The organism is Marinobacter sp. H13, assembly GCF_059072335.1.
The window spans coordinates 290,307-307,596 of sequence record NZ_JCACRU010000009.1 but is presented as its reverse complement, the minus strand read 5'-3'; the positions used below and the strand labels follow the sequence as shown (position 1 = coordinate 307,596).

Below are 17,290 nucleotides of genomic sequence, written 5' to 3'. Positions count from 1 at the left end.
AACCAAGGAAGGAAAAAGCACAGAACAATTGGTGTCATTGCGGAGAAAGGCAGTCCCAAGAACAGCCTTTTCTTGCGGGAGTGAGCAACGTAGCTATCGATGTCGTCCATCAGATTAACCGCCCTTACAAAAATGCTCGATATGGGCGTGCTACGCGCTCATATTGCCTTTCAGTGATCTTCCCCTCTTCCAGTCGCTTTCTTGCCGACTTTTCAAAGGTGACACCTTCCTCGCAGAGGACTTTCATCATTTCTGATGTAATGTTCTTAGCGGTTGCCAGTCGCTCCCGGATCTCTGAAGTCATGATCACGTATTCACGAATTGCACAGCGCTTACCGTCGACTGTGGGCAGGAGGTCCTGGGCGAGGAAAAGCTGACCAAGGTCAAACAGGTCACCTTGAATAACTGCCTTCTGGGAGTCATCGAAAGGCGTAATAAGGCGCCGGGCAGCCATGGCAACATTGTTGGCGTGGGTTGTGGTTACAACGCCCTGCCCTGTGTTGGCGGCCATCAAAGCAAGCTCAATTTCGTCACGAGTCCGGATCTCACCTACCAACGAGTGCGTAGGTGTCTGGCGAAGGCTATCCATGAGGCCCTGAACAAAGCTGTCGCACTCACGGCCGATTTCACGCTGAAGACACAGACTGGAGGGGTAAGCCAGGGGATAGACGAATTCGATCGGGTTTTCCCAGGTCAGCATATTCATGTTCGCATCAGGCTGAGACAGCTTGTGATGCAGAAGCGCTGCTAGGGTTGTACTTTTACCGGTACCGGTCGCACCGATAACAATGATCAGGCCTTTGCGGAAATTCATGAACTGTTCAACGATCTCAGGTTCGATATCGAGATCTTCAACAGAAGGTATCGTCCCTGGAATCGTACGCAGAGTAATCCGGTAGCCGATGGTGTCACTGATCCTTGCGGGTACAGCGCTTCCCCGGAAGCGAATGTATTTCCCTCTTCCGATTTGCACCGGGTAGGAAAACTCTTTCTTCTTGCCCCCCATCAAAACGGCATCTGACCCCCGGCCGGCGACTTCCGTTAAAACCGTATCCATTTCATGCTGAGATAGCGGCCTCGGAATCAGCACTTTTTTACGTCCATGCAGATCCATTGAGGGCTCAACGTCCGTGGTGAAGAAAATATCGCTAGCGCCAAGCTCATGAGCATGACGAAGCATCGTCTGTACCTGATCGCCCGTAGAAACATTCGGTATCTGCTCAGGAACAAAAAGCTCAGGATCAAAACGGGGGCCAGTATCACTTAGACTCACGGTATACCTCGTAATCCAGTTCTTCGATTGGAATCTCTCGGAAACTTTCTCGCGGGTCGAGAACATCCGCTCTCCACCGCTCATGTTCAGTGTTGAATTGAGCTGGGGCTGTTATCTGGTAGGTGGTCTTATCAATAGCAAGACGATCACCTCCCCCGGTGACCATCTGGTTCTGAACAGCGATGTAGTCAGGATCAATCAACTCCTGCTCGAGCAATCGCAAATAGCGAACCATTCCTACAAAATCACGGCGAAACCGAGAAATCCTCAACTGAATTTCCTGATCTGCCTGGCTAAGCCCCCTCTTCCATCCGCGCAGGACGTGCGTGGACCAAATTTCGCGTTCCCGTTCATCGTCAGCGGATGGCAGGATTGATCGAGCCGGGTTGTTGGCTTCAAGGTTTGTTGTAGTCAGCAGATAGTCGCGCCATGTTGGAGGCACTGTCGTTAATCGGGTATTTTTCAGAATCTTGTAGTGCGTCCCCGTTACGGTAAGAAACGAGTCATCACCTTCAATGTAATTCCGCGCCTCCTGGATAACCGCTGGCAGTCGATACAAACGAACTTCGTTGTCATAGTCGCCGGGAACCAGTTCCATCAGTTGCCGGAAGTCGAAGTTTTCGTCGTAGCGATCCTCCTGCTCCATCAGCAAGTCATGGTATTCATTCATCCTATGCGCGTAGCCTTTCTGAACACCGACAGCTTCAGCTGCCTGCCTCATAGCCCGCAAGCGTAAGTCAGCCGAAGCATCATCTGAGGACTTCTCGTCAGACATGTAATCGCTCGAAAGATTGACAAGATCATTCAGCGAATTTGGCGCGTCTATCCGCTCAAGATTGCTTGCACTCGCACCTTGAGCAGCCAGGAAAGCCGCGCAAATCGAAGTAAACAGCAACCGACGCATCACTCGTTTATCTCCCTGTTGTACACACAGCGAACAAGCTTGCTTAAAGGGTAAATTTCCATGGTGAATGCCGAGCCAGTCTGACGACCAAGATCCATGACTGCTGAGTACAATGGCTCGTCACGAATATTGATCCTTACCCAAATAGGCCGGCGCGGAATCGGCCCCTCAACTGTGCTCTCATATTCAACGGCATCAGCGAGCAACGTGCAGACTTCGTGGGCATCTTTCGGAGGCACGCTCATTGAGGCGTGCTGCTTGAACTCAGGAGGTACTCGCTCGTCCTGGGCCTGGAGGATCCGTTGCTGTTTTTCCTCTTCTGTCAGCCGCTTCTTTCTTTCTTCATCTCTGAGCTTCGCCAACAATCGCAGTTCATCGACGATCTCAACTTCAACACGATCCATTGATTCCTGAAGGTTCGAGGATGCAACTGACGCCTGCGCAACAGGCTCATTGGATGCACAACCTGTAAGGGTAAGAACTCCGGATATGGCCAGAGCTGCGCCAATCAACATGCGATTCATTCAATTTCCTCCGAAATAGAGAGCCGCCAGGAGTCCGGCTCCATCAAGATTTTCTTTGCAAGAATTTGGTGCCAGCGCTTAGTCGCTTCTGGATCTTTAAACGTGGCTTGAACATATCTGGTGAACTTATGATGGAAGTCGCCAATACTGCCTCCAGGGAAGTTTTCCCCAAGGATTCGGCATGCTTCCCAGAATCCAACTTTGTCTTCCAGCGCATCCCTCAGGTCGAGATCTGAGTTTGTGCTTGAAAAAGCCCAAAGCTCCATCGGGCCTTTAACATCGCGACAAACCTGCCATGTGGAGTTTTCTTTTTTCTTGGCAAAATGCAGCATCGTCCCGGGCCCGCGCTGCTCTTTCAGGGCGTACTCTTTGATGTCGTCTGAGAATTTGTATCGGTCCTGCCTACTGTTCATCTCAGGACGGTCATTGGCAGACATAAAGAACGTGTTGGTAGCAATCTCTCGCTGCTCCTCAGTGACGTGATAGTCGTACTGGGTGGCAAGAGAGATGATCAGATTGTTCTTTCGCCCTTTGCGCCGTGCGCTGATGATGCGGTTATCAAGCGATGGGATGCTGTTGAACTGATGATACTCATCAAGGATCAGGTGACGCTTTGTGTTGAAATTCGCCTTCAACCGCTCAAGGTGGTACGACTTCACTGCGGGGTCATCTGAAAAGACCGGCGATTTAACAACCTCAGGTGTTTGGAAGAACTCTCGCGCACCCGCCACCATCGCAAGCATAAACATCGTCGCTGACTGTTTACGGCCTGTCGCATCATCCGTAGAAACGACGTCCGCAAGGTTGACCACCAGCAAGTCGGTTTCAGTCAGATCAATGTTCGTCGGCGCATTCAGAAGCACGACATTGCTAATTGTTGATTCGGTGAAAATACGGATGTATTCGAGGAGCGGCACCGAGCCAATGGTTACGTCCGCAAATTTCCGTTTGAGGTCATCATCTTTCGCAATGATGGTGTTGATATCCCGCAGTAGTGGCACCGCTTGGCGCGTCGCACGGTTAGCAAGTCGATATTCGCCGGCGTACAGTAGAGCATCCGCTATCTCCCACCACAGCGGTTGCTCATCAAGCTTGATATCCCCTTCATCTAGTCGAGCATCGATTTCAGCATCCTGATGCCTTTTATAAACCGCTGGGTCACCCTTGCCTCCTGATCGGTCTGACCGGAGCTCGTACATCTTATTGATCAGGTCTGGGATGATTAGCTCAAGGTACTTTGAGTCAGCTCCATCCTCCGTAGCGAAGATGATTCCAAGCAGACTGATAAGGTCTTGCTTCTCCTGGTCCGTTGGGTAGCGATTGCAGGTCATCGTGTCAAATGGGTTAATGAAGGTCTTCCCGTCATTCCGCATTGTGAAGTAATGAGCCCGGTGAGCCCGCTCAGGGCCCAAAATTGATTTAAACAGTTTAACGAGGCCGACACCTGCATGACCGACGTCAAGGAACACCTGCTTGGGAAGTTGCTTGTTCTCTTCACTCAGTAGCAGAGCTAGCGTTGAACCAAAAAGACCTACAGATTTACCCGACCCTGGGGGTGCGAACCAATTGTTATTCCAAGTTGTTTGAAATGGCGCACCCATCATGAACGGCATTGGCTTGTAATCAGTTGAAAACAAGGGCATGGCACCACTTTTAAAAAATGATGCAGGCCTGTCGATCGGGAGATAAGCCAAGGCGTCTTTGAGACGAATTGCGGACGGTATGCTTACAGGCTTCCGCGCCATTCCGGGGATGCCCTCAATCCAAAGCCGCACAGGGTCGTCAAGAAATTCGACTGGTCTCAGGCCACACCAGGAGCTAACAGCCGAAGAAAGCTCCTCTTTTCGAGTTAGACATAGGTCCTTACTCTTTGCCCATGTTGATAGAGTGAGATGTCCCTTTAGCGCGTTTGCCTCGTTACCAACGAGGTAATCCCGTAAAATTGTCGCTGCCGAGGCCTGCTCACCATTAGCCTTATTGAACATCTTCGCGAGCATCGCCATCCGGTGGCTACTGTTCAGGAAAGTTCTAACCTGGTCCTTCCCTGTCTGGAAGGTGAAACTTGCCGCAAAAGGCATTCTTCGCTCAATTCTACTTACGAGCTCCGTGAAGGGTTGAGGCCTGTCGGACCAAGTTTCAATTTGGATGGGTGCGATGTACCTGTTGTGGCACTTAACCAGAGATTCCTCATCATCAAGCTCTTTAGGCCTTTCTGTCCAAAACTGGAATGCGATTGGCGGTTGTGAGAGTGGGGTAGGGTCAGAGGGATTCTCTTTTGACACCTGAAGCCGTGGTGGAACAGCTTTTTTGCTCTGGGTTTGCCTCAACTGAAAACGATCGTCGTAGCGGCCCGTGATAAAAGTATTGATTGCTCTAGCTAGTTGATGAACAGTCATCGGCTCCGCAACGCAAACGTCGGCAAAAGCAGCAGCCAGGTTTTTAACAAAGGATGAGTGCTTTGCGAGAAGCCTTTTGTACCCCCTCCGAGGGTCCTGACCCATCACAACAAAAGGTGTTAATTCCCTCTCTTTGATAGCACGATCCTGGTCAGCCTTCGAAAAGGCAGCCAAGGATGTCTTCACAACCACATAGCAAGCTTCAAAGGGAACGCGCTTTTGCCGCCAAATGCTCTCTCTCTCCTTCAATATTGGCTCAATGTTGAGAGAGAGCCGATTTGCTACAAACCTGAGCTCATCAACCTGTTTTTTCGCAACGTAGGCACCGCCTTCCTCGGGATCCTGTATGAAGACAATTTGGATCTGATGGCCTGGAGACTTAAATGAAGCATTGAGGCGATCGTTTAGCTTTTGGACCGCCTTGGGATGCTCGCTCTCTCCGAGGTGTGTTTTTGCACCATCCAGAGAGATTGCTGAACAGTAGTATCCGTCAGCTGTTACGAAGGTGTGGTCGTTCTCGACCGCCTGCAGATCGCAAAGGTCATAGGCGGTAAGAGAGAGTGTTTTCGCGAAGAACTGTTTGAGTCCAGACATTAAAAAGTAAGACCATCGTCACTCTCATCGCTGTCTTCGGTGTCTGGGGTTACAGTTTCAGGTACGTCCTGAATGTGTTTTATCACCAGCGCCTCAAAAGAGGCTAATCGGCGGTCTTCGGGAAGATCGAGTAGGGCGTCTAATTCCAGCTGAACCCTTGATGGGTTTTCGCCTTTAAGAGCCGCTCCTGTAACAAACATCCTAAGCCAATCCGACTCGAGACAGTCGATGAAATCAGTTAAACCAAGGAGACCATCAACAATGTCGTCACGATAATATAACTTCGGCTTAAAGGCAACCTGACTAGGTGATAAAGGTTGATTTAGTAGTGAGAATGGCGGGAGAAGTCCTAGCGATAATGCCAACTCGGACGCCTTAGCATGCTCAGCAGATCTAAGGAATACATTCACACGCCCAGTACCGTAACTACCAACAATGAACCCATGGCGTGCAAACTGGTCAGCAGCCCTACCAAGGACTATGCGCTCAGCACACCGAAGGTATGCCGTCCAGGGTGAGGGCTTGTTGGCATCCTTATTGGAGGCAATTGCGAGAGAGTAAATTTCATTGGCCACACTTCTGCCGGCACTAAACTCATCAGGCATATCAGGGTGGGGAAGGGGCTCTTCATATTTGTCACAGACCCACCCTCCTCGTACATCAACGATCGAATAGCTGGACATTTCGGCAACTTCTTCAATACACGCGAAATGTCTGCTTGTCCGGTCACCCACGCCAAAACTTTTATGATTGGCAAACCTCCTATCTATTTCCCTCACGTCTATATCAAGGAAAAAAGTTTTTTTATCAGCCAGTTCCAACATCTTATTAAACGACTCTTCGGAAGAAGGGTCGTTTGCACTTCTGCCATTGGCTGAGCCAATCCGAAGAACTCCCGCTTTAATTGTAATTGGCTGCCACCCCTTAGAAGAGGGGAGTCGCCTAGACATGAGGAATGAGGCTAGAGCACTTCTCGGTACAACGAATGAATGGATTTTCGAACCAGCGGGTATCCTTGAGGCGCTAGCTCGGCCCTGGTTGTACTGAATGCTCTGAGCTACCGCAGTGTTGATTTCAAGGTTACCCATGAGCGGCTCAGTAATTGAGTCAGGAACGACAATCTCAGAAAGGGCGTTTCGAATCCCAATCCTTGCGTCTCGTGGTTCAACCGGGTTTCGATCCTGGATAACAAAAAGAGCGCGATTTAAAACGGCAAAGAGGTATTCAGCTGCCTCAGAAAGATCTCCCTCAAGACCCCACTCACGGATTAGGTAGCCAAGATCGATACGAAAAAAATTAGAACTCCGCAAATGACGAAGCTGCCCATACCCACCTTGGATGAAGTCGTATGGCCTGATGTTCGTGACCCACAGCACATCTGTAGAAAGCTCGTGCGTTCCACCAATCTCGGTTGATTCGCCATCTTCACATGCATAACCATCGGAAGGACGCTTTGGGTCGGCGAAAAGTGCAATCCCTATCTTGCTCACTCTATGCTCCAGAAAATGTGGAATTTCTTGCAATTTTTTTGACGATTAGATCGATGCCAAAAGACGACAAAGGGAGTGCGAAAAACATGAAATTTTTACCAGTTTTCAAATGCTCCGAATCCATGAAAAGTCCCCTAGGGGCGAATTTTTGGCCGATCTCCTAATAATTTTTATAAATAATTATATTTATTTATAAATAATATATAATTTATAGATCGTGCTTGAACCGTAACGGCAGTTTAGCCGTGAAAATCAGGCTTGTCAAACCTTGATTTTGAGTGCTATCTGCTGGGGCTTTGATGTGCGATTTTAACGGTTAAAATTGGGCTCAGAATGGGTGGTCTGAATGCGGAAGTATGATGGTGATCACAGTGGAGGGCAACAGGTTACACAGACTAAAAAGAGGGCGCGATTGTGAATGGTAGTGGTGGAATGGTTAGGAAATTGTTGCACCTCAATCAAAAAAGTGCAGAATGTGTAAACAAGTTTTTCGCTACCAATGCAACAGGAAGGTAATATGGACACCCAAGCAAAAATCATCGTGGTTGGGAACAAGAAAGGGGGAGCGGGTAAAACGACCTTTTCGATTCACGCAGCAGGGACACTTCACCGGTATGGTAAGAAGGTGCTGCTTATCGAGCAAGATACTCAAGGCTCGATTTCAGATGCTCACCGACTCAGGATAAAGTTCGTTGGAACTCCTTCATTTGATTATCACTTCCAGACAAAAAGGCTCGATCGTGATGAAGTGATGAAGCTGGCGGAAGGGTATGATTTTGTGGTTGTGGACTCACCGCCAGGAACGGCAAAAGATCCAAATGATAGTCGCCCCGATGATGACATAGTGCCTGGATCAACCAAGGCCGCGATTAGACCTGAGACTCTCTATTCGTTCACAGCAGCAGACCTGATTGTAATCCCTACGAAAATGAACAGGACTGACATGCACTCTGTGGCGAACTACCTAAACATCTGCGCAACCCATCTTGGGATTCTGCACAAGGCTAACGTCAGTCCGGCGAGACACGCTGTAGTCATTCCAAATGAGCTTGATCCGAAGTGGGGGTATAGCAAAGAGCGAAATATAATCATGCGCTCTGTTGAGAAGTGCGATAAAAACCGTGGGCTAGTAACGCTCGCGAATACTCCAATTATTAAGTATCGACGTTACTCTGATCTGCAATGGGATGGTAAAACAGCTGCCGACCTTGGGGAGGACAGAGCCCGATACCTGTTCGAAAAGACACTCTTTGAGGACGTCTTGCCGAAAGTCGGATTTAGCGACCCTAGAACTAAAGCCGAGAAGAAGCGAGCAAACGAATACTTTAAACAGACAGTTATGAAGATTTACGGAGGTGAAGATGTCTGCGTTGCATAAGAGCGTTGCGGATGATGTGGTTGACAGTTTTGACTCTGATGAGACTGTGGAGCAGGAAGCTGAATTCGAAAAGCTTTCCGAGATACTTGCAATCAAGGAAACCTATATCAAGGAAGAGCGTCTGTTCACCTTGGATCCAAGCTTGATCCATCCAGACCCTGATCAGCCAAGAAAGCACTTCGAAGAAGAAGAAGTTAAAGCGCTTGCCTCGTCAATGGATGAGCTTAAGCAGCACACCCCGATTAAAGTGTACTTCAGTGAAAAAAATCAGCAGATTCAAATTTGGTTCGGTGAGACTCGCTGGCGTGCCAAGAGAGACTACTGCCAAGACAAAGGTGTTCTTTGCCTGTTGGTAAAAGAGCCGGATGAAAAAACGAAGTACGACAACCAGGTTGACGAAAACCTGCAACGTTCTTCTTTTACCGTTGCAGAGGTTCTCGACATTACAGAAAACTACTTCGATCGCTATACCGAAGAAGGTCACGAGGATGTGGTGAACCGTGTTGCTGAACGATTGAAGCGACCGGCTTCTGAGATAAGCCGAAGGCTGACCATTATCTCAGCGATGAAGACGAATGATGAATTAATCGGTTACAGCCTGAGGGATGTAGTCGTTAATAGGAAATTGGAGAACATGTCCGCTCTGTACTTCCTGGCATCAGCGCTTTCTGCAGATTCAACGGAAAGAAAGAAGGGGCCTGCAAGGGATTTGGTTTTGCAAGCTCTTAAAGGCGAAGGAGCTGTTACCAAGGCTGCGGCCGAACAGGCATATAAGCAAGCTACCGGCAAGGCCAAGCTTTCCTATAAGTGGGAACCAAAATATCTTGAAGTTGCCAGCAAGAAGCAAAGCAATCAGTCCCCATCTGAAGAAGCAGCAACTAATGAATCCAAAGTTGGAGCCGACTCCGTTAATTCTACACCAGACAATGAAAGGTCTGTTGATGGGTCAGCGAGTGAGGGCCAGCACCCTCCTGTGGCCAGCAAACCCAAAGCACCAGGGCGGGTTCTGAAGAGTCTTTCCGTTGATGTGCTTGAAGACTCAGAGTATCTGAAGCTCACAGCAAACACCGGGTACATAACGAAAGATCAGGCTCTGCAGCTTGCAGAAAATCTGCGCATTGCAGCAGAAAGCATGTCCTAAAAGATACTGGGAACCATAGGGGGTGCATGAAAATGCATCCCCTTTTTTTGTCGCTAAAAGTGGGTAAACAAGATACAATCAACTCTATGTCAAGTTGTCTGCCAACCATTATTGAAGTAATAGTCTGATGGAAGATGAAAGCTGGATCGATACCGCGAGAACACTATTTGAACCCGCTCCGCAGAGTGTGGCAGAAACCCTTTTAGCTAAAGTTTTTGGAAACTGGGTTTTTTCAGAAAACGCCGAGCGTGGAGTAGCTGAGGGGCCATTGGTTTTCGGTAATTTCATGGGGATGGATGAGGTCGCCCTGTTAACCACTATCTTAGGCTTTAGTGGAATACTTGCTGCTGCATTCGGTCTCATCATCTCCAGCTATACCTTCTTAATGCAAATGGTAAAAAATGCATGGACAGGTTCCTTTGCTGCTGACGGGATAAATTCAATATTCTGGCCTGCACGAACAGTTGCAGCGCTAGCTTTGATCATTCCAGTGGTATCAATTGGCTCCGGCGATCGACAAACACAGGTTGCAACATCACAGTTAATGATGATGGAGATCGCTAAGGCAGGTTCTGCGTTCGGTGATAGCGTGTCTACGGCTTACGTAAGAAATGCATTTTCCTTTCCTCTGAATAATACACGACCGCCTGAAACGCCAATTGCAGTTTTTAACGTTTTCAAAATCGCAAGTTGCTCGATTATAGCTGCAGAAAAAGAGGGTGAAGATAGGCCAGAACATGCTCAAATTGTAACGGCGGTGAAAAGGGATGGCACAACTGTGTCATACATTCCCAGCAAGTATGTTGACAATGACGGAGTTAATAAACTTCAGAGCAGCGTTAACGTTCTCAATGATGGCCGGAAAAACTTTGTTGCAACCAATAGTGTGGAGAGCGCAATTTCCTCAGCATTTTCTCAAGAAAACGTATCCTCCCTAGTGTTTGGTAATAATGGGATTTGCGGATCGATCTCATTCAGAACAGCCTCGGCGCCGGTTGATTCAGGCGGAAGAGGGGAAAGCACAAGAGATCTGCTCGAACTTGCCCAATCAAGGGCAGTTGCGGCATACAAGGAGCCCTATAGGGCGCTGACGCTCAAGCTGTTCACTGAAGTCGAAACCATTGTTGATACAGGTCGACTCGAGGAAATTATTGAAGAAGAGCACGGTTCTGACGCCGCTGGCAGTCCCGAGGCAAAATTCCTTTTTGAACTGATCGCTGCCTTTAATACGCAGCTTTACACCTCCGTTGCAGATAGCATTAATGGCATACAAGACCAACTGGGTGGTTCGATGTTTGAACCAGTAATTGATGGCGGGTGGGCAGCATTAGGAGCTCTTTATAGCGTGATTCCAAGGGTTTCAAATATTGCCATGTCAAATATTACTGACGCTCAAGGTATCGTCTCCGCGTCAGAAAGTAAGTTCCCCTGTTTTGAGGAGTATTTCGGTTTATCCGAGAATTGTGAGGCTCAGAGCTTCATGGATGCATTTTCTGGAATTGTTCTGACGCAAACAAAACAATACCGCGCAAGTTTTCAAGGGGAAACGCCCACTATAGGTGTACTGGACTACTGTTCCATCGATCAGTGCAACCTTATGGATGCGAGGAAAAGTTTTGCAAGTACATATTCTCAAACAATTTTGCGGTCAATGGCCGGCGCTGGAAATTATCTCAGTACTGCGGGAGGGCAAGGCGGTACAAACGCAGTTGGTGTTTCTGGGGATGAAATGAATCGCCCAGGAGTAAGTGCCGGATTCCTGCAAGGAAGGGGAGAAGATGGATTTACCGACGCAATAAACGACGATTGGAGAGACTGGAGAGAATCAAGAGATCCAAATCCTATAAACACTATTTCATCGATTGGAACATCATTGATTGGCCTTGGGGCATTGTATCAGTCAATAACTGCTCCTCTCGAATTGGCTGCATCCGCGTCTGATGCTGCTAGCAACAGTGCCGCTAATCCTTTGACGTCCCCATTAGCAATCGCCGCTGCTGTCTTAGCGAAATCAATAAAAATGGTTGTTGGTTTCCTAGAAACAGCAAGTTTGATGATGATCGCAGGCGGGTTTTACCTTTCTTATATACTTCCAATGATTCCCTTTATCATATTCACGATGCAAGTAGTTGGATGGCTCGCTACAACCATCGAGGGGATGTTTGCAGTAAGCTTTGCTGTGGCGCTACTCACTAATAGCGATGGTGACGGTGCGATAAACACTGGATTCTTAAAAGCAGTAAGCTTAACAGCCGCAATTTTTCTTAAGCCATTCTTTATAGTTGTAGGCGTAGCAACAGCTAATGCGATCGCCGCACCCTCGTTTGCGTATTTCAATGTTCAGTATTGGAGGGCCTGGGATGTTGATAACCAGCTTGGAGGATCGTTGAGCAATCCCGTGTTTGAGATGTCAGCTCAACTGATACTTTACATGCTTGCAGCTACTATTTTGATCAGGTTCATTTACTCAGTGCAACATATTATTCCTGACTCAATGAACAACTGGGTCGCGGGTGGAATTGTTAATCCGTTCGGCGTAGGAGATGCAGCAGATCAGGTGAATAGTAATGTTCGCGAAGGAAGTACTCGTCTGACATCTACAGCGATTGAAGCAGCAGCACCTAAAGACAGGAGAAGGTAATGACAAAGGAAAAGGGGCCAGTGAAAAAATTTCTGTCAGTTACCTTAGGGCCCACCGCCCTCATCAAACAGTCTTTCGGATCGCAGACCGGAAACACTGTAAAAACACAGTATCAAAGCTGGAAATCTGCAAATGATCTTGATCTCAAGCATGTCATATCCAATAGGGCTGGTTTTGATTTCGAAAAAAAGTGTTACGACAACAGACGCACACCAGGAGACGTAAAATCCGCTTACAGGAATGTTGCTATAATCCAAGGCGTTCTATGGATAGGAATAGCGGTTACTACAGCCGGCGCACTGGCAAAAACCGGGACCTTACTTTCGGTCATATTTACATTAATGGCAATGGCTGCCCTTCCTGTGATGCTATTGAGTGCAACACATCATCAAATCTGTATTCGAGAAAAGGTTTTCCTGTCGCCCATGGAACTTTTCCGACGACTGATGAGAGGTCCCGGGATACTTTTTCCTTCATCATTGCCAGAAGGATGGAAGCTTTATACACGCTCTAGGGCTGAATTGGAGGGTCTAAGGGGTGGGCAAAAATTAAAATTGAAAGTAAAAAGAAAGGGGCTCTAGGCCCCTTTCATTGGTCTGTTGTCGGTGTAAGTAGTGCTGCCAAGATTCCTGGCAAAAAGAGATACTTTAGGCCGAAGAAAATCCATTCGAGTGGTACGATAAAGAAAACGTAGAATAGAGTACTGTCGGAAGAAGACCTCCAATCAAGAACCCATTCGTAAAACCACATAAGCAGGCCATCCCACCAAGCAAAAGGCGGATAATCAATTAGCCAGATCGAGTAAAACGAACCGAAGAAAAGCACTCCGGTTAAAAAATAGGAACCACGGGATGCTGAGTGCATAACATAGCCTCTTAACAATCCCTCTACACGCACCTAGAATGATAAGATAAGTGTAGAGGATAGTCAAGCAGATTGGGAAAACGCTTCAGCTATTTTGCCCCATCTGGCGACAGGATAGCCAGAATAGACTTCAGAAACGTCTTTTATATGGTCTTCAAAGCTGTCGCGATGGTAAAGAATCTTGATGTCGCGCAGAACCCCGATACGCCTCTTATACTGCTTCTCGTTGAGTCTAAGCAGGTAATCACCAAGAAGCTTAGGGTCACTATACCCCAGAAGCGCTTCCGCTCCTCTGGCTGTCAGAGCAAGGGATCGTAGCAGACTTGCACACTGGTCTTTGACGGTGAGCAACTTGGAGTCTTCACCAATCCAAAGTGTACGCAGTAAATGGTTCAGCTCTGCTTGCTGAATGCCTGGCAAACGAACCAATAGACCTGCATTTTTAACGCCCACAAAACCAATGTGATGCGCTAAATGGCAAAGCCTACAGGCAGTTATCAGGTTGTTCGGGGAATTGTCGCCATGCTCACCACTAACATGATGAACCTCAAGCTTTCCTTCTAAACGGAGGTCGCAAAACTGGCAGGTGTGATTATCACGTTCAAGTATCTTTGGTCGGATCTGCTGATACGCCCGGTCCTTTTCATGGGACCGGGCGTCGTCCATCCGAAACTTGCTGCGCTTAACGGAAAGTACGATGGACTTCATATCAGATTACTGCTGGAACTGCTGAAGCTGAGAATCAACGGCACCGGATGCATCGCCGTCACCACCAAGTGTCATTGTCATGATAGCAATGAACAGGGGAACGATTGTCAAAGCCGAACCACCAACAATGAACTTGAGTGCCTTTCCACCAGCGTCCGGCTCCTGGGGGTTATCGGATTTTTTAACGTAGTACCAGATGCCCCAGCTGACACAGCCAACGCCAGCCAGAAACGCAGCAGCAAGAACCAGCATGCCGACCGCACCGAGTTGGTCCAGCCACCCGCCTTCATCGGTGATTCGCGATGCGAGATCTTCCTGCGCATTCGCAGTACTTGTCACTGCAAATGCGGCAACAGCAACATAAGCTTTTAGCGTAAGGTCTTTCATGAGTGTTCTCCTGATTACAGATTGCTGAGGGGGATATAAAACTGGCCAGCCAGTACACGGTCTTGTTTGACCGAATGCACTTCGCCCAAGCCAGCGATTTGGGATCCAGGAGTAATGGTTATGGAATTACCCTCTGGATCTACAATGACAGCCCGGCGTGGCGGGATGAGGGCGGTAGCCTCCCACCCCTGAGGTGCACGCTGAATTGTCGGGAATCGGTTATCGGCATTGGTATTGGAGCGTGAAGACGCGGCTACCATGGCCGGGTTCAGGGACTTTGAAATCGCGGCCGTTCTGGGTACAGAAGGGGCGCCTTGATTTGCACCTTCAGAGTTTGAGCCCGTGTCAGAATTCTCGGTAAGGCGTTTCTCGCGAAGAGATTCCGGAGCCCTTACATGATCAATAAACCATCCATTGCTGAAGATTACCGCATCTCCGTTGCCAACAATTTCCTCAACAGTCAGGTTGCTTCCAGCAGCAAGGATGTTCCGCTCGCCCTCTTCGAGGGTAATGACCTTGTTGGTAGGGGAGAGGGCCACTACGCGATTGTTAACCCCTGCATTGGCAAGGATTGAGAACTCGCCCAGTCGTGTAAGGCCTTGAACCTTCTTCTTGACAGTCTCTGAGTGTTTCTCTTCTTCGCTCTGCTCCTGAGCGATCTTCTTTTCAAGGTCATCAATGCGTTTGAGTTGTGCTTCCATCCGACCCAATGTTTCGCGAAGGTCACCAAAACGATCGCCAATTTTTTCCGACATGGATGCTTCGATCTTCTGGATCTGGGCGTTAATTTCATCCCTCATGTCGGCAAGTTGCGAATCATCAACAATGTCAGATGGCGAAGGCATAGAAGCGTGCTGCTGGCGGGGTGAGGGCTGAACCTGACGGCTTGTTGGCACCGCGCTTTGTTGTGCTTCCGAACCGCGGGTAGTCTGTTCGGCACCCATCTGAGCAACGGTGAACCCCTTGCTCTGGCTCCCACTCACTGTTCCCTGTTCAGCTGTATTTGATGAACCTGCCTGGTTATTTGTAACAGCAGCCTGCTGAGGCGCCTCATCCTTAACGGGAGGCTTGGGCGTTGATTTCAAGACAGGAGTTACTGTCTTTTGTTGTGCCACGGGGCTTGATGTTTGGGTGAATGCGGAATAAAAAACGAAACCACCAACGCCAACCATCGTTATAAGTCCGGCAAGTGATGCACCAATCACAAGACCCTTTTTGCTTTTGGGAGCTTTGTTTGGTGAATCTTTTTTGCTCTCTTGCTCAGATGGCTCCTCGGGAACATCTCCATAGTCAAAGCTTGAAGGAGTGTCGTTGCCGGCGCTAACAGCGTCATCAACGGTAGGTGCATCTGCGTCGAGGACATCAGGCTCATCCTCTTCTGTTTGCTCCATAGCCTGCTCGAGAACCAAAATGTAACGCTCGAAATCAGGCCCGACATACTGCTCATACTGATGAACAACTTCATCACTGGTTGCTCCATTCTCCAGGAGTGTGACGATATCGTTCAGAACCTCAACGTCATACATGAAGGTATGGCCGCTCTCATCATCCTCGACTTCCCACGCGGCATTCATTTGAATGGCGCGGTTAAGAATATCGATCCAGTTCTCAGCACTCATCGCTTAACCTCAACTTCACTTAGGATCCAGATTCCGACCTGCTCTCCGTTGTAAACCTCAACAGTAACCGGTCGATTGATTTGTTCCTGGAGTACCGGGACCATGCGTCCGAGCCCAGTACCAAGAGTAAATTTGACCTGATCTGCGGCATCAGGGATGTCCGATGTCTCATTTACAGTTGCGCCCTCAGGGCTTGTAGTGGTGGTGCTATTTCTTAAGCTTTCAGCATAAGCACCACCAAATGTTCCCAAGAGATAGGGAACCCAACGGCTCAGATAGTGGTTGTCATAATCACTAGCGATGCCGGGCTGGAAAGTTGCTGCGTTAACGATCAAAGCCCTTACATCGTATGTCTCGCCCCGATAAATCATTTGAGTGATTTGTGGAGCAACGGCTTCCCCCCGAACGGGAACTTCCTCAGCCAGAAACACTGCTCCATCTAAAGGCGGTGTAACTGATTCAAATGACATCGGACCACCTATGTCCGAGTTATGCGCGACAGTGGCAACACCAAAGAGTCGAGTGTCGGCTGGAATCTTGAAGGTGTTTGGGCTCTCGCCTGATGGATTCTGTGCAAAGGCCAGTTCCTCACCATAGCCACCGGTGACGAAAGGAATGTCATCAGGATTGGAAGAGTTCGAGCTTGTACCTGATGCTTCTCCAGAATCCCGTGAAACAGCGCTATAGCTGGCAAACGCCCCATAATTCGATTGGGACTCTGCAACCTTTCGCAGGTCGTCTTTTGTTTGCTCACTTAGGCTTTTGGCTTCATCAATTTCGTCCTTCAGGGTCCAACCTTCCGGCTGATTCTGGCTTGCACGACGATTCTGGTTTGTCTGACCGGGCGGCGTGACGGGAGTCGGATTTCCTGTAGAAACACGTTGAGATTGACGTTGCAGTGTATCCAGTGCCAGATCACCAGTATCTCGCCTGGTGTCAACAGATTCATCAGCAGCTGCTTCTTCAGCACGCTCCTGGTTCTGAAGAGTCACTTGCTCGATATAGGTACGACCCTGATTACGGGCGTCTTCCGCCTGTTGTTCCTGAGCTTGGCGTTGTTGCTGGGCAATAGGACTATCATCAGACAGTTCTGTTTCTCGCACATCGCCCTGGCTGGTCCGGTTAACCACGCTGCCTGACCCACCAGTGTTGTCAGTACTTTCGTCAGGGCTTGTCATAATCATGTAGGTGAAGAGACCAGCAGCAACAACCCCAATCACCAAAAAGCCGCGACCACCCTTTTTGAAGGCATTTTTAAGGGCTGCCTTACGTCTTGCACGGTCTTCGCGATCCTGCTCTTCGCCAAAGGAATCCCAGAACGTGTCACTGTTCTGTTCTGGATTCTCATGGATGTTTTGTTCGTCGGCCATA

At 48.7% G+C, this 17,290-nt stretch carries 14 protein-coding genes; 4 read left to right on the top strand and 10 right to left on the bottom strand.

What is annotated here, in order from left to right; all coding sequences use genetic code 11:
• Window positions 1-124: 124 nt before the first annotated feature.
• Genes AC5JQH_RS23115 through AC5JQH_RS23095 form a run of 5 tightly spaced genes read right to left on the bottom strand, consistent with a single transcriptional unit; the run spans window position 125 to window position 7,181 of the window.
• A complete protein-coding gene (locus AC5JQH_RS23115) occupies window positions 125-1,339 on the bottom strand; it encodes a type IV pilus twitching motility protein PilT (protein WP_493806170.1) in 1,215 nt (404 codons plus the stop codon).
• Window positions 1,260-2,177, bottom strand: a complete 918-nt coding sequence (locus tag AC5JQH_RS23110) for a type IV secretory system conjugative DNA transfer family protein (RefSeq protein ID WP_227549472.1) — start codon at window positions 2,175-2,177, stop codon at window positions 1,260-1,262. Before AC5JQH_RS23110 ends, AC5JQH_RS23115 begins: the two co-directional genes overlap by 80 nt.
• Complete coding sequence (locus AC5JQH_RS23105) at window positions 2,177-2,701, bottom strand: DotD/TraH family lipoprotein (protein WP_482902094.1); 525 nt, start codon at window positions 2,699-2,701, stop codon at window positions 2,177-2,179. Before AC5JQH_RS23105 ends, AC5JQH_RS23110 begins: the two co-directional genes overlap by 1 nt.
• Window positions 2,698-5,691: a putative type IV secretion/conjugal transfer ATPase gene (locus tag AC5JQH_RS23100; RefSeq protein WP_153637281.1), complete on the bottom strand. Its 2,994-nt coding sequence runs from the start codon at window positions 5,689-5,691 to the stop codon at window positions 2,698-2,700. Before AC5JQH_RS23100 ends, AC5JQH_RS23105 begins: the two co-directional genes overlap by 4 nt.
• The gene (locus AC5JQH_RS23095; protein WP_136630094.1) at window positions 5,691-7,181 is read right to left on the bottom strand and encodes a hypothetical protein; all 1,491 of its coding nucleotides are present in this window, start codon (window positions 7,179-7,181) and stop codon (window positions 5,691-5,693) included. The genes AC5JQH_RS23100 and AC5JQH_RS23095 overlap by 1 nt, the downstream gene beginning before the upstream one ends.
• Before the next feature lie 517 nt (window positions 7,182-7,698).
• Between AC5JQH_RS23095 and AC5JQH_RS23090 the strand changes: the two genes are divergently transcribed.
• The 4 genes from AC5JQH_RS23090 to AC5JQH_RS23075 all read left to right on the top strand — a co-directional run bounded on the left by AC5JQH_RS23090 (window position 7,699) and on the right by AC5JQH_RS23075 (window position 12,922).
• Window positions 7,699-8,559, top strand: coding sequence for an AAA family ATPase (locus AC5JQH_RS23090; protein WP_482902095.1), 861 nt, complete (start codon window positions 7,699-7,701; stop codon window positions 8,557-8,559).
• Window positions 8,543-9,700: a ParB/RepB/Spo0J family partition protein gene (locus tag AC5JQH_RS23085; RefSeq protein WP_482902096.1), complete on the top strand. Its 1,158-nt coding sequence runs from the start codon at window positions 8,543-8,545 to the stop codon at window positions 9,698-9,700. Before AC5JQH_RS23090 ends, AC5JQH_RS23085 begins: the two co-directional genes overlap by 17 nt.
• Before the next feature lie 127 nt (window positions 9,701-9,827).
• Entirely contained in the window at window positions 9,828-12,341 is a 2,514-nt protein-coding gene (locus AC5JQH_RS23080) for a DotA/TraY family protein (RefSeq protein ID WP_482902097.1), read from the top strand.
• Window positions 12,341-12,922: a hypothetical protein gene (locus AC5JQH_RS23075; protein WP_482902098.1), complete on the top strand. Its 582-nt coding sequence runs from the start codon at window positions 12,341-12,343 to the stop codon at window positions 12,920-12,922. The genes AC5JQH_RS23080 and AC5JQH_RS23075 overlap by 1 nt, the downstream gene beginning before the upstream one ends.
• A 7-nt stretch (window positions 12,923-12,929) precedes the next feature.
• Here the strand turns inward: AC5JQH_RS23075 and AC5JQH_RS23070 are convergent, their stop codons facing one another.
• From AC5JQH_RS23070 to AC5JQH_RS23050, 5 genes are all read right to left on the bottom strand, one after another.
• Window positions 12,930-13,205, bottom strand: a complete 276-nt coding sequence (locus AC5JQH_RS23070) for a hypothetical protein (RefSeq protein ID WP_493806169.1) — start codon at window positions 13,203-13,205, stop codon at window positions 12,930-12,932.
• Between the two features lie 63 nt (window positions 13,206-13,268).
• Window positions 13,269-13,913 (bottom strand): HNH endonuclease, encoded by a 645-nt coding sequence (locus tag AC5JQH_RS23065; protein WP_482902099.1) that lies wholly within the window; start codon window positions 13,911-13,913, stop codon window positions 13,269-13,271.
• 6 nt (window positions 13,914-13,919) lie between these two features.
• Window positions 13,920-14,300 carry a DUF6750 family protein gene (locus AC5JQH_RS23060; RefSeq protein ID WP_136630768.1) on the bottom strand — a complete coding sequence of 127 codons (381 nt, stop codon included), beginning with the start codon at window positions 14,298-14,300 and terminating at the stop codon, window positions 13,920-13,922.
• A gap of 14 nt (window positions 14,301-14,314) precedes the next feature.
• Window positions 14,315-15,919, bottom strand: a complete 1,605-nt coding sequence (locus AC5JQH_RS23055; protein WP_153637284.1) for a hypothetical protein — start codon at window positions 15,917-15,919, stop codon at window positions 14,315-14,317.
• On the bottom strand, window positions 15,916-17,289 hold the full coding sequence (locus tag AC5JQH_RS23050) for a DotG/IcmE/VirB10 family type IV secretion system protein (protein ID WP_493806168.1): 1,374 nt from the start codon (window positions 17,287-17,289) through the stop codon (window positions 15,916-15,918). The genes AC5JQH_RS23055 and AC5JQH_RS23050 overlap by 4 nt, the downstream gene beginning before the upstream one ends.
• Window position 17,290: the final 1 nt, after the last annotated feature.

Excerpts from the sequence above, each read along its gene's own strand:
- AC5JQH_RS23115 (WP_493806170.1), bottom strand. The coding sequence starts at position 1,339 with ATGTTCTCGACCCGCGAGAAAGTTTCCGAGAGATTCCAATCGAAGAAC.
- AC5JQH_RS23110 (WP_227549472.1), bottom strand. The coding sequence starts at position 2,177 with ATGCGTCGGTTGCTGTTTACTTCGATTTGCGCGGCTTTCCTGGCTGCT.
- AC5JQH_RS23105 (WP_482902094.1), bottom strand. The coding sequence starts at position 2,701 with ATGAATCGCATGTTGATTGGCGCAGCTCTGGCCATATCCGGAGTTCTT.
- AC5JQH_RS23100 (WP_153637281.1), bottom strand. The coding sequence starts at position 5,691 with ATGTCTGGACTCAAACAGTTCTTCGCGAAAACACTCTCTCTTACCGCC.
- AC5JQH_RS23090 (WP_482902095.1), top strand. The coding sequence starts at position 7,699 with ATGGACACCCAAGCAAAAATCATCGTGGTTGGGAACAAGAAAGGGGGA.
- AC5JQH_RS23085 (WP_482902096.1), top strand. The coding sequence starts at position 8,543 with ATGTCTGCGTTGCATAAGAGCGTTGCGGATGATGTGGTTGACAGTTTT.
- AC5JQH_RS23080 (WP_482902097.1), top strand. The coding sequence starts at position 9,828 with ATGGAAGATGAAAGCTGGATCGATACCGCGAGAACACTATTTGAACCC.
- AC5JQH_RS23075 (WP_482902098.1), top strand. The coding sequence starts at position 12,341 with ATGACAAAGGAAAAGGGGCCAGTGAAAAAATTTCTGTCAGTTACCTTA.
- AC5JQH_RS23070 (WP_493806169.1), bottom strand. The coding sequence starts at position 13,205 with ATGCACTCAGCATCCCGTGGTTCCTATTTTTTAACCGGAGTGCTTTTC.
- AC5JQH_RS23065 (WP_482902099.1), bottom strand. The coding sequence starts at position 13,913 with ATGAAGTCCATCGTACTTTCCGTTAAGCGCAGCAAGTTTCGGATGGAC.
- AC5JQH_RS23060 (WP_136630768.1), bottom strand. The coding sequence starts at position 14,300 with ATGAAAGACCTTACGCTAAAAGCTTATGTTGCTGTTGCCGCATTTGCA.
- AC5JQH_RS23055 (WP_153637284.1), bottom strand. The coding sequence starts at position 15,919 with ATGAGTGCTGAGAACTGGATCGATATTCTTAACCGCGCCATTCAAATG.
- AC5JQH_RS23050 (WP_493806168.1), bottom strand. The coding sequence starts at position 17,289 with ATGGCCGACGAACAAAACATCCATGAGAATCCAGAACAGAACAGTGAC.